The 16,077-nt window shown below is 67.8% G+C and carries 14 protein-coding genes; 5 read left to right on the top strand and 9 right to left on the bottom strand.

Annotation, left to right across the window (positions count from 1 at the left end):
* Nucleotides 1-4: 4 nt before the first annotated feature.
* Entirely contained in the window at nt 5-1,012 is a 1,008-nt protein-coding gene (locus LZ009_RS03730) for a LacI family DNA-binding transcriptional regulator (RefSeq protein ID WP_275696523.1), read from the bottom strand.
* 104 nt (nt 1,013-1,116) lie between these two features.
* Here LZ009_RS03730 and LZ009_RS03735 point away from each other — a divergent pair, with 104 nt between their 5' ends.
* Complete coding sequence (locus tag LZ009_RS03735; protein WP_275696524.1) at nt 1,117-2,241, top strand: L-talarate/galactarate dehydratase; 1,125 nt, start codon at nt 1,117-1,119, stop codon at nt 2,239-2,241.
* 23 nt (nt 2,242-2,264) lie between these two features.
* Nucleotides 2,265-3,227, top strand: a complete 963-nt coding sequence (locus tag LZ009_RS03740) for a Bug family tripartite tricarboxylate transporter substrate binding protein (protein ID WP_275696525.1) — start codon at nt 2,265-2,267, stop codon at nt 3,225-3,227.
* An 18-nt stretch (nt 3,228-3,245) separates the two neighbouring features.
* Here the strand turns inward: LZ009_RS03740 and LZ009_RS03745 are convergent, their stop codons facing one another.
* On the bottom strand, nt 3,246-3,917 hold the full coding sequence (locus LZ009_RS03745) for a tetratricopeptide repeat protein (RefSeq protein WP_275696526.1): 672 nt from the start codon (nt 3,915-3,917) through the stop codon (nt 3,246-3,248).
* A gap of 61 nt (nt 3,918-3,978) precedes the next feature.
* A complete protein-coding gene (locus LZ009_RS03750; RefSeq protein ID WP_275696527.1) occupies nt 3,979-6,291 on the bottom strand; it encodes an MBL fold metallo-hydrolase in 2,313 nt (770 codons plus the stop codon).
* Between the two features lie 150 nt (nt 6,292-6,441).
* On the opposite strand from LZ009_RS03750, the gene LZ009_RS03755 reads away from it, so the two are divergent.
* Nucleotides 6,442-7,470 (top strand): LacI family DNA-binding transcriptional regulator, encoded by a 1,029-nt coding sequence (locus LZ009_RS03755; protein ID WP_275696528.1) that lies wholly within the window; start codon nt 6,442-6,444, stop codon nt 7,468-7,470.
* Here LZ009_RS03755 and LZ009_RS03760 read toward each other — a convergent pair.
* The 6 genes from LZ009_RS03760 to LZ009_RS03785 all read right to left on the bottom strand — a co-directional run bounded on the left by LZ009_RS03760 (nt 7,457) and on the right by LZ009_RS03785 (nt 14,116).
* Complete coding sequence (locus LZ009_RS03760) at nt 7,457-8,437, bottom strand: Bug family tripartite tricarboxylate transporter substrate binding protein (protein ID WP_275696529.1); 981 nt, start codon at nt 8,435-8,437, stop codon at nt 7,457-7,459. The two genes, LZ009_RS03755 and LZ009_RS03760, sit on opposite strands and share 14 nt — an antisense overlap.
* A gap of 4 nt (nt 8,438-8,441) precedes the next feature.
* Nucleotides 8,442-9,881, bottom strand: a complete 1,440-nt coding sequence (locus tag LZ009_RS03765; RefSeq protein WP_275696530.1) for an aldehyde dehydrogenase family protein — start codon at nt 9,879-9,881, stop codon at nt 8,442-8,444.
* A 161-nt stretch (nt 9,882-10,042) separates the two neighbouring features.
* Nucleotides 10,043-11,368, bottom strand: coding sequence for a glucarate dehydratase (gene gudD, locus LZ009_RS03770; RefSeq protein WP_275696531.1), 1,326 nt, complete (start codon nt 11,366-11,368; stop codon nt 10,043-10,045).
* A gap of 4 nt (nt 11,369-11,372) precedes the next feature.
* The gene (locus LZ009_RS03775) at nt 11,373-12,335 is read right to left on the bottom strand and encodes a Bug family tripartite tricarboxylate transporter substrate binding protein (protein WP_275696532.1); all 963 of its coding nucleotides are present in this window, start codon (nt 12,333-12,335) and stop codon (nt 11,373-11,375) included.
* Nucleotides 12,336-12,360: 25 nt separating this feature from the next.
* Nucleotides 12,361-13,272 carry a 5-dehydro-4-deoxyglucarate dehydratase gene (kdgD, locus tag LZ009_RS03780; RefSeq protein WP_275696533.1) on the bottom strand — a complete coding sequence of 304 codons (912 nt, stop codon included), beginning with the start codon at nt 13,270-13,272 and terminating at the stop codon, nt 12,361-12,363.
* 124 nt (nt 13,273-13,396) lie between these two features.
* Nucleotides 13,397-14,116, bottom strand: coding sequence for a FadR/GntR family transcriptional regulator (locus LZ009_RS03785; RefSeq protein WP_275696534.1), 720 nt, complete (start codon nt 14,114-14,116; stop codon nt 13,397-13,399).
* 118 nt (nt 14,117-14,234) lie between these two features.
* Here LZ009_RS03785 and LZ009_RS03790 point away from each other — a divergent pair, with 118 nt between their 5' ends.
* Together LZ009_RS03790 and LZ009_RS03795 are read left to right on the top strand one after the other, a co-directional pair.
* The gene (locus tag LZ009_RS03790) at nt 14,235-15,056 is read left to right on the top strand and encodes an NAD-dependent epimerase/dehydratase family protein (protein ID WP_275696535.1); all 822 of its coding nucleotides are present in this window, start codon (nt 14,235-14,237) and stop codon (nt 15,054-15,056) included.
* 61 nt (nt 15,057-15,117) lie between these two features.
* A complete protein-coding gene (locus LZ009_RS03795; protein WP_275697109.1) occupies nt 15,118-16,053 on the top strand; it encodes a TRAP transporter substrate-binding protein in 936 nt (311 codons plus the stop codon).
* Nucleotides 16,054-16,077: the final 24 nt, after the last annotated feature.

Genomic DNA, 16,077 nt, shown 5'->3' on the forward strand with positions numbered 1-16,077 from the left:
GTGGTCACGAGAGGAATGTGGATTGGCGCTCGGCGATGCGGAAGCCGAGGTCGACGACGGGTTGTTCGATGGGCTGGCCGTTGCAGCGGGCGATGATCAGTTCGGCGGCGCGGCGCCCGATGGCGGCGCCGTCGACGTGCACGGTGGTGAGCGAGGGCTGCAGGTGCGCCGCGAAATCGGCGTCGCCGAAGCCGCAGATCGCGATGTCCTGCGGGATGCGCAGGCCGCGCGCGAGCGCCTCCACCATCACGCCTTGCGCCAGGCCGTCGGAGCTGCAGTAGACCGCCTGGATCTTCGGGTCCTGCGCGAGCAGTTCGCCCAGCGCGCGCCGGCCGAGCGCCAGGCTGCTGGGCGCGGGCACGGTGGCGATCGGCACCTGCCGTCCCACCGCCGCGAGGAAGCCGTCGCGGCGCAGCGAGGCGCGGTGGTCGTCACCGGTGGCGATCGCCAGGTGCTGCCAGCCCTTGCCGAGGAAATAACCGGCGACGGCGCTGCCGACCTTCACGTGCGAGAAGCCGACCATCATGTCGACCGGCCGGTCGCTCAGGTCCCAGGTCTCGACGACTGGAATACCGACGCGCTGCAATTGCTCGCGCGCCGCCTGCGAATGCACGAGGCCGGTGACCACCAGCGCATCGGGCCGCCGCGCGAGGATGGTGTTCAGCAGCCGGTCTTCCCGCGAGTGGTCGTAGCCGCTCTGGCCGAGAATCAGCTGGTAGCCGGCGGCGTCCAGCGTTTCCGTCAGCGCCTGCACGGTCGGCAGGAACTGTGGCACCGAGATGATGGGAACCAGGCCAGCCACCGTCATGCTGCGCTTCGACTTCAGGCCGCCGGCCAGCAGGTTGGGGATGTAGCCCGTTTCCAGCACGGCTTGCTGCACGCGCGCGATGGTGGCATCCGACACCAGGCCCGGATTGCCCAGCGCGCGCGAGGCCGTGATGAGCGACACGCCGGCGGCGCGCGCCACGTCGTGCAGCGTGGCGGCCTTGGTGCGGGGCGGAAGGGCGTTCATGGAGTAGTGGAAACCACGCTTGACGGGCGAAGAATGACAACGTTATCATCTTCTTCGTCCGGGCGCAAGTGCCCGCTTTTCATTGCCAAGATGACAACGTTACCATGAGCGCCGACCGCATTGCCCGAGTCCGGGTTTCCTCCTGCTACCTGCCGCTGGCCACGCCGATCAGCGACGCCAAGGTGCTCACCGGCCGCCAGAAGCCGATGACCGAGATCGCGATGCTGCTCGCCGAAATCGAAACCGCCGATGGCCGCACAGGAATGGGCTTCAGCTATTCCAAGCGCGCCGGCGGACCCGGCCAGTTCGCGCACGCGAAGGAGATCGCACCGGCGCTGCTCGGCGAGGACCCGAGCGACATCGCCCGCCTGTGGGACAAGCTGTGCTGGGCGGGCGCCTCGGTCGGCCGCAGCGGTTTGTCCACGCAAGCCATCGGCGCCTTCGACGTCGCGCTGTGGGACCTGAAGGCGAAACGCGCCGGCCTGTCGCTGGCCAAGCTGCTCGGCGCGCATCGCGAGTCGGTCCGCTGCTACAACACCTCCGGCGGCTTCCTGCACACGCCTACCGAGCAGCTGCTCGTGAATGCCGCCGCATCGCGCGAGCGCGGCATCGGCGGCATCAAGCTGAAGGTGGGCCAGCCCGATGGCAGCATTGACGTGAAGCGGGTCGAGGCCGTGCGCAAGCACCTGGGCGATGCGGTGCCGCTGATGGTGGACGCCAACCAGCAATGGGACCGCCCGACGGCGCAGCGCATGTGCCGGATCTTCGAGCAGTTCAACCTGGTCTGGATCGAGGAGCCGCTGGACGCCTACGACCACGAAGGCCACGCCGCCCTGGCGCAGGCCTTCGACACGCCGATCGCCACCGGCGAGATGTTGACCAGCGCCGCCGAACACGGCGACCTGATCCGGCACCGCGCGGCCGACTACCTGATGCCCGATGCGCCGCGCGTGGGCGGCATCACGCCTTTCCTGAAGATCGCCGCGCTGGCCGAACACGCCGGCCTGATGCTGGCGCCGCACTTCGCGATGGAGCTGCACATCCACCTGGCCGCGGCCTTCCCGCGCGAGCCCTGGGTGGAGCACTTCGAATGGCTGGAGCCGCTCTTCAACGAGCGCATCGAGATCCGCGACGGCCGCATGCTGGTACCGACGCGGCCCGGCCTCGGCGTCACGCTCAGTGAACAGGCGCAGGCCTGGACGCGCGAGCGGGCGCAATTCGCGTTGTGAATGTTTCAACCCAGGAGACAAGCATGAAGAAAGTCCTGACCGCGCTGCTGTTCGGCGCCGCCGCCCTCACCGCCGGCGCGCAAGCCTGGCCGACCAAGCCCGTCACGCTGCTGGTGCCCTTCCCGCCCGGCGGGTCCACGGACATGATCGCCCGCACGTTGTCGACCAAGCTGCCCGAGAAGCTGGGCGGCGGCACCTTCGTCGTCACCAACACCGCCGGCGCCGGCGGCACGCTGGGCGCAGCCGCGGCCAAGCGCGCTGCCCCGGACGGCACGACGCTCTTCGTTTCTTCGCTCGGCCCCTTCGTGATCGGCCCGCACCTGATGAAGGGCCTGGCCTATGACCCGCTGAAGGACTTCGACTATGTCAGCGTCGCCGTGCAGGCGCCGAACGTGCTGGCCGTGCCCGCGAACTCGCCGTTCCACTCGGTCAAGGACGTGCTCGCGCACCTGAAGGCGCAGCCGGGCAAGATGACCTTCGCCTCCGCCGGCAACGGCACCAGCGACCACCTGACCGCCGAACTGTTCTGGCAGGAGACCGCCACCAAGGGCACGCACGTTCCCTACAAGGGCGGCGCCCCGGCGATGCAGGACCTGCTGGGCGGCCAGGTCGACGCGACCTTCATGAACATCAACACCGGCCTGCCCAACATCAAGGCCGGCAAGCTGCGCGCGCTGGCGATCACGAGCACCAAGCGCTCGCCGCTGCTGCCCGACGTGCCGACGATGGAGGAGCTGGGCTACAAGGGCGTGACCGTCTACTCGTGGCAGGCGGTGGCCGCGCCCAAGGGGCTGCCGGCCGACATCAAGGCGAAGCTGCACCAGGGCATCGTCGCCGTGCTGAACGACCCGCAGGTGAAGCAGCCCTTGCTGGACCTCGGCTTCGAGATCGTGGCCAACACGCCGGAGCAGTTCACCGCCTTCCAGGCCAGCGAGTTCGCGCGCTGGAAGAAGGTGATCGAGGTGGGGAAGATCACGGCGGATTGATCCGCCGCGGGCGGTGGTTCAATGCTTGTGCTGCCGCCCGTGTTCTTCCTCTTCGTCGTCGTGCGGCGCCACGCCCTCGCGCGACTTGCGCAACCATTGCCGGGCGAGCTCGTCGCTTTGCGGCACGCCGTAGCCCTTGCGAAAGGCCCGGCCCAGCGTTGCCTGCGCACGCGGGTTGCCCGCGTCGGCCGCCTTCTTCAGCCAGGCAGTTGCCGTCTCCAGGTCTTTGGTGACGCCTTGGCCCGATTCGTACGCCGCATACAGCTCGTACTGTGATTTCGACGCGCATCGATCGTCCTTCGCCGCGGTGAGGCGGTACCACTTCACCGCTTCCCTGGCGTCCTTCGATGCACCGCCCAAGCCGCTCTTGTAGAAGTCGCCGAGCATGCATTGCGCGGTGACCGAGCCGCCGGCCGCGCCCTGGCGGAACCAGTGGAAGGACTGCGAGAGATCGCGTGCGACCTGCTCGTTGCCGTTGAAGTACACGAACGCCAGGTCGACCTGCGCCGGCACGTGGCCCTGGCGCGCCGCATTGCGCAAGTGCACGTGGGCCTGGCGAAGGTCGAGGCGTTCGCCGGTCTGGCCGCTGAAGTAGCGGGCCCGCTCGTACTCCTTGCGCGCGTCGGCCGGATCCGCCTGTGCGCCTGCAGCCAGGAGCGCCAGAAGCATCGCGACGATCTTCGAATTCATGGTCTTCCCCAAAAAAGGACACCCGGGGCCGACGGCCCCGGGCGTGTTCAGGCAACGTCGCTCAGCGGAACGTCTTCGTGACGTCGGTCGGGACGACGATCTGGCTGTCCCGCGTGAGGGAGAGCGTGACCGTTCGGCCGGCGGCGATGCTCGCCAGGATCGCCTGTGCGTCAGCCAGCGAGTTCAGTCGCTGCGTGCGCAGGTACTCGGGCGGATGGTAGGTGCCCTTCGCAGCGTTGGTCGACTCGATCGGCCCGCCCTGGTAGGTGATCGTCGCGTTCATTCCGGGGCTGAACTGCGTGAAACCTTCCGGCAGGAAGCCCTTGTAGGCGGCATCCTGGACGTCGATGGCCACCTGCACGAAGAACCCGGCGGGATCGTTCGTGTAGCCATCGGTCGCGTTCGGAATGCCATTTGCCAGCAGCGGAATGCGCGGGTTCTTGTTCTGCGCGCCCACGAAACCCTGGACGATCTTGCCACCGTCCAGGAGCTTTGCCGTCACGTTGGTGAGTCCCGTTTCGCGGCCAGGCTTGAAAGGACCGGAAGTCTCGATGCTCTTGTAGCGCGTGTTGGCCGCATCGCTGGCGGCGTAGGTGATGACGGAGCGGCGCTTCTCGAGCTGGTTGGCGAACTCCGTGGTCACGTTCACGCCGTTCACCTGCGGAGAGTCGAACACTCGCGAGCGCAAGGCATCCAGCATGGTCAGCTGCTGACCGGCATTGGCTGGATCGCGGTTGTAGGCCTTGAGGGCCTGGTACACCTCGACGATCGGGAACTGGTTGGTGTGCTGCGGCGACACGAAGTCGGTGTCGATCGTGTTCTGCAGGTAGCTGAAGCCGTGCTGCCAGGCGAGGCGGCGCCAGCCGTTTGCCGCAGTCGGCGCTTCCATGCCGTTCACGCCGTAGCCGCCGTGGTAGCCGAAGGTGTAGAACTTGCCGTCCGTGGGGTTCTTCACCTTGAACAGCATGTTCGTGGTGCCCGTGGTGTGGCCGGGCGACCAGATCACCTTGATCTGCACGTTGCCGTAGTCGTACCACTTGTCGAACTCGTAGTAGTTGGTCGTGCGGGCCCGGATCTCGGTCTCGGAAGCCGGCAGCGTGCCGGCGATGTTCCAGGCGTTGCCCTGCAGGTCCGAAGTGATGCCGATGATGTCTTCCTTGGAGCCCCATAGCCGGACCGGCTTGCCCGCGTTGTCCATCATGCGGACCTGTTCGACGATCGTCCCGTAGTGGTCGCCGTGGGCGTGCGTCAGCCAGGAGTCGGTGACGGAGCGCGGATCCAGCCCGAGCAGCTCCATGTTCTTCCAGTATTGGTAGCCGCTGTTCGGCCAGCCGGCGTCGACCTTGATCACCCGGTCGTCCGAGGGATCCGCGGTGCCCATGTCGGCCTTCAGGACGTAGGAGGCCACTTCGTTGTCGCCCACGTAGTACATCGTGCCCTTGACGATCTCGAAGGGCTCGGTGCTGCGGGTGTACGGAGCCTGGGTGACGCCGGTGGCGTTGATGGTGGCGAAAGGCTGCCCGGATACCGGGTCGTTGCCCTTGTCCGCCAGCAGGGGGCTTTGCGTCGGCACGTCCCACACCGGCTTGCCGTCGGCGGTCGACTTGGGCGTGAAGTACCAGATGGCGACCACCTTGGCCTTGTCGGCATTCTGGTAATTGTTGTCGAACAGCAGGTAGGCCGCCTGGCGCGACGTGGTGGCGTAGTTGTAGTCGGCCGTGACCGGGATCGCGGCGAAGTCGGACGCCGCGCTGCTGGCGTAGTTGGCGGTGTTGACGTTGAACACCTTGACGTCCGGCGAAACGTTGTAGGTTTCTTCGTAACGCTTGATCGGCGCGGGATACGCGCGGCCGGCCATGTCGGCCGTGACGATGCGACCGTCGCCGATGGTGATCGTGCCGGCGCCCTTGTTGTAGATCCAGCCCGCGGCGACCATGGGTCCGGGCACGTTCTCGTTGCGGGTCACCGAGGCGCCGTACTTCGCCAGGTTGAACTGCGCTGCGCTGGAGCTGCCCTTGGCAAGGATCACGTTGAAGGTCGCGGCGGCATCGGAGGCCACTTTCACGCTGTTCTTGTCGGTGCCCGGCACCCAGTCGACGAGGTTGCCCGGGACCAGCGCTGCTTGCACCGTGGCGGCCTTGGCGCTGTCGACCGGCGCGGTCTTCAGCGTCTGCACGCCCGATGCAGTCAGCACCTGGACGCTGATGCTCTGGTCGCTGCCGACCGTGGGCGCGGCATAGACCACGCCGGCCGAGCGGAAGGACTTGGTGATGTCGACGGGCGGCTCGGAGCTGCCGCTGCCGCCACATCCAAGGATGGCGGCCGACGCGAGGGCGGTCGGCAGCCAGCGGGAATGGGTGCTGGAGATTCGCAAGGTGGTTCCTTCGGGAGTCGGGCCCCGCGCGCGCGGGGCCGGGTTGAAATACCCAATCATGTTAACGTTAACATCCAAGGCGTCGCTCAGGGAATTCCCGCAAGAAAACGTTCCACAGGTGCGCATCGGCGCGCCTGCTAGCATCCGCCGATGCCCGCCGCCAGCAGTCCCAACGCCACGATCCGTCAAGTCGCCGAGCTCGCCGGCGTGTCCCTGATGACCGTGTCGCGCGCGGTCAAGCAGCCCCAGCAGCTGGCCCCCGAGACCCTCGAGCGTGTGCGCGCCGCGATGGACGAGGTCGGTTACGTTCCCAACATGGCGGCAGTCAGCCTGCGGCTGGCGCAGACCCGCCTTGTCGCTGCGATCGTTCCCACACTCGCGACCCACGTGTTCGACGCCATGCTGGCGAAGCTGACCGCGGAACTGGCCAGGGAAGGCTACGAAGTCCTGATCGGCCAGACGCAGTACCAGCCGGGACGCGAGGTCGACCTGATACGCACGACCCTCGGCCGGAGGCCCGACGGCATCCTGCTGGCCGGGTCGGTGCGCGACAAGGCCGTGCGCAGCATGCTGTCGGCATCGGGCGTTCCAGTCATCGAAGCCGGCGACCTGGTGCGCAACCACCTGGACATGGCCGTCGGCATGTCGAATGAAAAGATCGGCGCGGCGGCCTGCAGCTACCTGGCGGCACTCGGCTACCGGCGCCTGGCCGTCTTCAGCGGGAACGACGACCGTGCGCAGCGCCGGAACCGGGCCTTCGCCCGCGAAGCGCAGCGACGGGGCATGCCGGTTCCGCACGTCGTCGAGGTACCGCCCCCGACCAGCCATGCCCTGGGCCGCGAGCTCATGGCGCAACTGCTCGCGCGGGGTCCGCAAGTCGATGCCATCTATTGCGGCTCCGACATGGCGGCAGCGGGCGTGCTGACGGAATCCCGCGAGCGCGGCATCGCCGTGCCCCGCGATATCGCGGTGATGGGCACCGGTGACACGGACTTTGCCGCGGCCTTGTTCCCTGCGCTGACCTCCGTGCGCATCGACGGTGCACGCATCGGCGAAGTCGCCGCCGGCATGTTCCTGGACCGCTTCGCCGGCCGGCCACTGCCCCGGCGCGCGGTGGACGTCGGCTTCACGATCGTCCAGCGCGAAAGCACCGCGGCACCTGCGGCTACTGCGCCTTGATGCCCGCGCTGCGAATGAGGGAGCCCAGACGCGCGGACTCGGCCCGCAGGAAGCGGTGCAGCGGATCCCCGGAAACGAGCCGGTCCGGCGCGGCCATCCCCAGCGCGAGCAGCTGATCCTGCACGGCCGGCGTGGTGCGGCTGGCGTCCCACGCCGACACCAGAGCCGCCAGCACGGGCGCCGGCGTGGCCGCGGGCGCGAAGACGACCTGCCAGGCCAGGTATTCGAAGCCCGCCAACCCCGACTCGGCGACGGTCGGAATTTCCGGCAGGGTCGCCAGGCGGTCGCTCCCGGTGACGGCCAACAGGCCCAGCGTACCCGCCCGCGCGTGCCGCACGGCAACGTTGGGCGCGGTGAACATCAGCTGGATCTCGCCCGCGAGCAGGTCGGAGACGGCTTGCCCTTCTCCCTTATAGGGCACGTGGCTCATCTTCGCCTGGATGGCTTCGCTGAACAACTCCATGCACAAGTGCGACGCGGACCCGCTGCCACCGGTGCCGTAGGAGAACGAGCCCGGTCGCGCGCGCGCCATGTCGCGCAGTTCGCGCACGCTCCTCACGCCGACCGACGGATGCACCGCCAGCACGAAAGCGCCGGCGCCCAGCATGCAGACCGGCGCCAGGGCGGCAGCAGGGTCGTAGCCGAGCTTCATGAAGTGGGGCGCTGCGGAGATGGCGGCGGGGCCGGAGACCAGCAACGCCTGGCCGTCCGCCGGCGAACGTGCAATCGTTTCTGCCGCCAGCGTACCGCTGGCGCCCGGCTTGTAATCCACGACGAACGAGCCACCCAGCGCGGCGCCCATCGCTTTCGCATAGATGCGGGCGAGGTAGTCGCTCGGCCCGCCCGGCGGCGCACCCACCAGCAGCTTCACGGGGCGCGCCGGGTAGCTCACGGCCCCCGCGCGCGGGAACCAGGCGCCACCCGCCAGGACAGCGGCCAGAGCGGTGATCCACTCGCGCCGCCGCACGGCATCAGGCCTGGGTGTACGCCGTCTTCACGGTCGTATAGAACTCCGCCGCATACTTGCCCTGCTCGCGCGGACCATAGCTCGATCCCTTGCGGCCCCCGAACGGCACGTGATAGTCAACGCCCGCGGTCGGCAGGTTCACCATCACCATGCCGGCTTGCGCGTGGCGCTTGAAGTGCGTCGCGTGCTTGAGCGAGGTGGTGGCGATGCCGGCGGCCAGGCCGAACTCGGTGTCGTTCGACAGGGCCAGGGCTTCTTCGTAGTTCTTCGCGCGGATCACGCTCACCACCGGGCCGAAGATCTCTTCCCGGTTGATGCGCATGTCCTTGGTCGTATCGGCAAACAGAGCGGGGCGCATGTAGTAACCCGGCGCGCCGTCGGCGTTCTTCGCGATCGCTTCGCCGCCAGCGACCAGGCGGGCGCCTTCGCCCTTGCCGATCGCGATGTACTCCAGGTCCTGGGCGAGCTGCTTCTCGTCCACCACGGGGCCGACTTCGGTGCCGGCCTTGCGGGCGTCGTCGACCTTCAGAGTTGCGATGCGCTTGGCCATCGCGTCGACGAACTTGTCGTGGATGCCTTCGGTGACGATCAGGCGCGAGGACGCGGTGCAGCGCTGGCCGGTGGAGAAGAAGCCGCTGTTGATGGCGGCGGCCACGGCGACGTCGAGGTCGGCGTCGTCCAGCACCACCATCGGGTTCTTGCCGCCCATCTCCAGCTGGAACTTCGCCATGCGCGCCACGCAGGCGGCGGCGATGCGCTGGCCGGTGGCGACCGAGCCGGTGAAGCTGATGGCGTTGACGCGCTTGTCTTCCAGCATCACCTGGCCGACTTCGGAGCCGCGGCCCATGATCAGGTTGAACACGCCGGCCGGCAGGCCCGCGCGCTGCAGGATGTCGGCCAGGGCCCAGGCGCTGCCCGGCACCAGGTCGGCGGGCTTGAGCACCACCGTGTTGCCGAAGGCCAGCGCCGGCGCGATTTTCCAGGCGGGAATCGCGATGGGAAAGTTCCAGGGGGTGATCAGGCCGACCACGCCGACCGGCTCGCGGGTCACTTCGACGCCGACACCGGGCCGCACCGACGGCACCACTTCGCCGCCGACGCGCAGGGCTTCACCGGCGAAGAACTTGAAGATGTTGCCGGCGCGGGCGACTTCGCCGATGGCTTCGGGCAGGGTCTTGCCTTCTTCGCGCGCCAGCAGGTCGCCGAGTTCGGCCTTGCGCGCCAGGATCTCGGCGCCGGCGGCATCGAGCACGTCGAAGCGCTGCTGCGGCGTGCTGAGGCCCCAGGCCGCTTGCGCCTTGGCGGCAGCGGCGATGGCTTCCTTCGCCTGCGCGGCGTCGGCCTGCGCGTATTCGCCGACGACGTCGCGCGTGTCGGAGGGGTTGATGTTGCGGCTGGCGCGCGGGCCTTGGACCCATTCGCCGTTGATGAGGTTCTTGAACATGAAGACTCCTAGAGGCTAGAGGCTAGAGGCTAGAGGCTAGAGACTGGGGGCTGGGGGCTGGGGGCTGGGGGCTGGGGGCTGGGGGCTGGGGGCTGGGGGCCGGGGGTGGGACCGCGGCAGTTTCCCTAGCTCCCAGCCCCTAGCCTCTAGCCCCTTGTGGTTTACCGCACCAGGCAAGGCCGCTTCGGATCGAACTTCCAGCCCGGCACCAGGAACTGCATGCCGATCGCGTCGTCCCGTGCGCCCAGGCCGTGCTGCTTGTACAGCGCGTTGGCCTTCTCCAGCTCGCCCTCGTCGATCTCGATCCCGAGGCCCGGCTTCTTCGGCACCTGGACATAGCCGCCCACGATCTGCAGCGGATCCTTCGTCAGGCGCTGGCCGTCCTGCCAGATCCAGTGCGTGTCGATCGCGGTCACCTTGCCCGGCGCGGCCGCACCCACGTGCGTGAACATCGCCAGCGAGATGTCGAAGTGGTTGTTGGAGTGCGAACCCCAGGTCAGGCCCCAGTCGCGGCAGGTCTGCGCCACGCGCACCGAGCCGGCCATGGTCCAGAAGTGCGGGTCGGCCAGCGGGATGTCGACCGACTGCAGCGCCAGCGAGTGCGCCATCTGGCGCCAGTCGGTGGCCACCATGTTGGTCGCGGTCGGCAGGCCGGTGGCGCGGCGGAATTCCGCCATCACTTCGCGGCCGGAGAAACCGTCCTCGGCGCCGCACGGGTCTTCGGCATAGGCGACCACGCCGCGCATCTTCTCGCCCAGGCGGATCGCATCCTTCAGCAGCCAGCCGCCGTTGGGGTCCAGCGTCACGCGCGCCTGCGGGAAGCGCTCGTGCAGCGCGGTGACGGCTTCGACTTCCTCGTCGCCGCGCAGCACGCCGCCCTTCAGCTTGAAGTCCTGGAAGCCGTAGCGCTTCTGCGCGGCTTCGGCCAGGCGCACGATCGCCTGCGGCGTCATCGCTTCTTCGTGGCGCAGCCGGAACCAGTCGTCCTTCGCGTCCGGCTCGGACGCGTAAGGCAGGTTGGTCTTCCTGCGGTCGCCCACGTAGAACAGGTAGCCCAGCATCTGCACCGCATCGCGCTGCTGGCCTTCGCCGAGCAGGGCCGCGACCGGCACGCCGAGGTGCTGGCCTTGCAAATCGAGCAGCGCGGACTCCACCGCGGTCACCGCGTGGATGGTCGTGCGCAGGTCGAAGGTCTGGTTGCCTCTACCGCCGGAATCCCGGTCGGCGAACTTCACGCGCATCGCGTTCAGGATCGCCTGCAGGTTGCCGACGGTCTGGCCTTCGACCAGGGAGCGCGCGTCTTCCAGCGTCTGGCGGATCTTCTCGCCGCCCGGCACTTCGCCCAGGCCGGTGTGGCCCGCGTTGTCGGTGACGAGGACGATGTTGCGCGTGAAGAAGGGCGCGTGCGCGCCCGACAGGTTCAGCAGCATGTCGTCCCGGCCGGCGACCGGGACCACGCGCATGGTCTTGACGATGGGCGCGCTCATGGGATCAGTCCGCCGTGATCTTCCGGGTTTCGATCAGCTGCTTCCACTTGGCGTACTCGGTCGCCTGGAACTTCGCGAAGTGCTCCGGCGTGTCGGCCACGATCTCGAAGCCCTGCGCCAGCAGCTTGTCCTTCACTTCCTTCTCGTTCAGGATGGAAGCGATCGCCGTGTACAGCTTCTGCTTGATGTCCGCGGGCAGGCCCTTGGGGCCGGCGACGGCTTGCCAGGACTGCACTTCCGCACCCTTCACGCCCTGCTCCTGCAGCGTCGGCACTTCCGGCAGCAGCGGGTTGCGCTTGTCCGAGGAGATGCCCAGCGCGCGGACCTTGCCGGCCTTGATCTGCTGGATGATGCTGTTGATGTTGACGAAGGCCGCATCGACTTGCCCACCGAGCAGGTCGTTGATGGCGGGGCCGCCGCCCTTGTACGGGATGTGCAGGCCTTCGGTGCCGCTCTGTTGCCAGAACAGTTCGGCCGAGAGGTGGTCCGAGGAACCGTTGCCCGACGAAGCGAAGCTCACCTTGCCCGGGTTCTTCTTCAGGTGGGCCAGCAGGTCGGCCACGGTCTTGTCCGGCGAGCTCGCGGGCACGACCAGCACGTTCGGCGCCTGCACCGCGACGGTGATCGGGTCCAGGTCCTTCAGCGCGTCGTACTGCGCGCCCTTGATCAGGTGCGGCGCGATCACGAACGGGCCGAGCGAGGACACGAACAGCGTGTAGCCGTCGGCCGGTGCGCGCTTGACGAAGGCGGCGCCGATGGTGCCGGTGGCGCCCGGCTTGTTGTCCACCACCCAGGTGCCGCCCAGCTTCTCGGGCAGCTTCTGCGCCAGCACGCGGGCGATGGCGTCGGTGGAGCCGCCCGGCGGGAAGGGCACCACCAGGGTGACCGGCTTGTCCGGGTAGGCGGCAAATGCGCTCAGGGTCGCGGCGGCGGCGAGCGCCAGGCCGACGAGGGTCTTCTTGAACATGGAAAGGTCTCCTTGGGTCTTTGCTTTACTGCGGGCCGAGCTTGCGGATCAGCGCGGCCAGTTCTTCCACTTCCTGCGGCTTCAGGTCGTTGATCGGCGGGCGCACCGGGCCGGCGGTCTTGCCGACGATGGTGGCGCCTGCCTTGACGATGGAAACCGCATAGCCTTCGCCCTTGTTGCGGATGGCCAGGTAGGGCAGGAAGAACTCGTCGAGCAGGCGGCCGGTGGTGACCGTGTCGCCAGCCCAGTATGCGTTGTAGAACTCCATCGCGGTGCGCGGGATGAAGTTGAAGACGGCAGACGAATACGTCGGCACGCCGAGCGCCTTGTACGCATGGGCATAGACCTCGTGCGTGGGCATGCCGCCGATGAAGACCAGGCGATCGCCCAGTTTCTGGCGGATGGACACGACGCGCTCGATGTCGCCGGTGCCGTCCTTGAAGCCGATCAGGTTGGAGCAGCGCTCGGCCAGCTTCTGAAGCGTTTCGGCGGTGAGGCGCGTCGCGCCGCGGTTGTAGACGATGACGCCGATCTTCACGCTCTTGCAGACGGCTTCCACGTGCGCCAGCAGGCCTTCCTGCGAAGCCTCGGTCAGGTAGTGCGGCAGCAGCAGCACGCCTTGCGCGCCGTTGCGCTCGGCTTCCTGCGCGTACTTGATGGCGAGGGTGGTGCCGCCGCCGGCGCCGCCGACGATGGGCACGCGGCCCTTGCAGGTCTCGGCGGCGGTCTTGATGACGCCCGCGTATTCCTGCGGCTCCAGGGAGAAGAACTCGCCGGTGCCGCCGGCGGCGAACAGCACGGTGGCGCCGTAGGGCATCAGCCACTCGAGGCGGTCGGCATAGCCCTTGGGCTCGAACTTGAGCTCGCTGTCGAAGTCGGTCAGCGGAAACGACAGCAGGCCGGTGGAAAGGGCTTTCTTCAGTTCATTCGGGGACATGGCAGTCTTCTTTCGGTAAGAGATAGGACATCGTACAACTAGAAGAGGCGCGGGTCAAATCGGAAACCACGTAGGCCGGGGTGGAAAACCCGGCTTGCCGCGGAGCCGGGGTTTCCACCCCGGTCTACCGGGATTCGGCCAAGCGCCTGCGCCGCTCCCGGCTGTTCGCCAGGTGCGTGCGCATCGCTGCCCGCGCAGCCTCGGCGTCCTGCCGCGAGATCGCGTCGACGATGCTCTCGTGCTCGCTGTTCACCTTGCGCAGGTAGGCCTGCCGCTCCGGCGTCAGCGGTCCCGGCGGCTCCAGCCGCGCCCGCGGGATCATCATTCCGCCCAGCGTGGCCATGAGGTCCACGAAATGGTGGTTCTGCGTGGCCTTGGCGATTTCCAGGTGGAACTGGAAGTCCGGCCCGACTGCATCGCGCCCTTCTTCCACCGCCGTGATGAAGGCCGCGAGCGCATTGCGCAAGGTCACCAGGTTCTCCGGCGTGCGCCGCATCGCCGCCAGCGCCGCGCTCTCGGTCTCGACGCCGATGCGCAGCTCCAGCACGGCGATCACGTCCTGCAGCGTGCCGAGCTGTTCAGGGGAGATGCGGAAGGTCGCGGCATCGCCCATGCCGACCACGAAGGTGCCGATGCCGTGCCGCGTTTCGACCAGGCCGGCGGCCTGCAGGCGCGAGATGGCCTCGCGCACCACGGTGCGGCTGACGCCGAACTCTTCCATGATCGCCGCCTCGGTGGGCAGCTTCTCGCCCTGCGCGAGCGAGCCGTCGCGGATACGACCCGACAAGGTATCGACCACGTCATGCGCCAGGCTGCGGGGCCGTCGCCTTATGACTTCGGTCATGGGGTTAACCCTCTATGGCGGGGAGCTTTCGTATTCATACCATTCTTGTACGACAACTGACGACATAACACAAGCGCAAGGACCCGGCAGTCTACGGGCAGCGCGAAGGAAAACCGCAATGCCCGCCTCGCCATCCTCCCTTTCCCTCGGCCGCCTGCTGCTGACCGGCGCCGCCGGCGGCCTCGGCAAGGAGTTGCGCGGCCGCCTGCGCGCCCGCACCAGCTTCCTGCGCGTGAGCGACGTCGCCGCCATGGCGCCGGCGCAGGAAGGCGAGGAAGTCGTGCAGTGCGCGCTGGAAGACCGCGCGGCCGTGCACGCGCTGCTGCAGGGTGTCGACGCGGTGGTGCACCTGGGCGGCGTCTCCACCGAACAGCCTTTCGACCAGATCGTCCAGGCCAACATCATCGGCGTCTACAACGTCTACGAAGCGGCGCGCAAGCATGGCGTCAAGCGCCTCGTGTTCGCCAGCTCGAACCACGTCACCGGCTACTACCGCCAGGACGAAGTGATCGACGCGACGATGCCGGTGCGGCCCGACGGGCACTACGGCATCTCGAAAGCCTTCGGCGAGAACCTCTCGCGCTTCTACTTCGACCGCTACGGCATCGAGACGGTGTGCATCCGCATCGGCTCGTCCTTTCCGGAACCGGCGGATCGCCGCATGCTCGCCACCTGGCTCAGCTACGGCGACCTCGAGCGCCTGCTGGTGGCCAGCCTCACCGCACCGGTGGTGGGCCACACCATCGTCTACGGCATGTCCGACAACGAGACCGTCTGGTGGGACAACACCCCGGCCCGCCACCTGGGCTGGCGCCCGCAGGACAGCTCGGAACCCTTCCGTGCGGCGAAGGAAGCCGCGCAACCCAGGCTCGACCTGAACGATCCCGCGGTCCTCTACCAGGCCGGTGGCTTCGTCCACAAGGGCCCGTTCGAGAACTGAACCCAACCGATTTCTACGAGGAGACAAGCAAGTGAACACGCTCAGCAAGATCGCCGCCGCAATGGCGCTGGCTGCCGCCGCCGGCGCGCAGGCCACCGAATTCCGTTCTTCGGACATCCACCCGGACGACTACCCCACCGTGCTGGCCGTGCGCCACATGGGCGAGGTGCTGTCCAAGGCCACCAACGGCAAGCACACCATCAAGGTGTTCGCCAAGTCGGCCCTGGGCCAGGAGAAGGACACCATCGAGCAGACCAAGCTCGGCGCGCTGGCCATGACGCGCGTGAACGTCGCGCCGATGAACAACATCTGCCCGGCCACCATGGTGCCGACCATGCCCTTCCTGTTCCGCGACACCGCGCACATGCGCAAGGTGCTGGACGGTGCCATCGGCGACGAGATCCTCAAGAGCTGCGAGGAGCAGGGCTTCGTCGGCCTCGCCTTCTACGACTCGGGCGCGCGCTCCATCTACTCGGTCAAGAAGCCGGTCAAGACCATCGCCGACACCAAGGGCATGAAGATCCGCGTGCAGCAGTCCGACCTGTGGGTGTCGCTGATGGAAGCGATGGGTGCCAATGCGACGCCGATGCCTTTCGGCGAGGTCTACACCGCGCTCAAGACCGGCCTGGTCGACGCCGCCGAGAACAACTATCCCAGCTACGAAAGCACCCGCCACTTCGAGGTGGCCAAGTACTACAACAAGACCGAGCACTCGATGGCGCCCGAGATCCTGCTGTTCTCCAAGAAGACCTGGGACACGCTGACGCCGGAAGACCAGAAGCAGATCCGCGCCGCGGCCAAGGAGTCGGTCGTCTACATGCGCAAGCTGTGGGACGAGCGCGAGGCCAAGTCGCTGGCCACCGTCAAGGCGGGTGGCGCCCAGATCGTCGAGGTCGACACCGCGAGCTTCCGCGCCGCGATGAAGCCCGTGTACGACAAGTACCTGAAGGACCCGAAGCTGCAGGACATGGTCAAGCGCGTCAGCGAGACCAAGTAAGCGAAGCCCGCCTCCATGCATACC

Origin of the sequence: Ramlibacter paludis, from assembly GCF_022012305.1 — a bacterium.
Taxonomy (GTDB): domain Bacteria; phylum Pseudomonadota; class Gammaproteobacteria; order Burkholderiales; family Burkholderiaceae_C; genus Ramlibacter; species Ramlibacter paludis.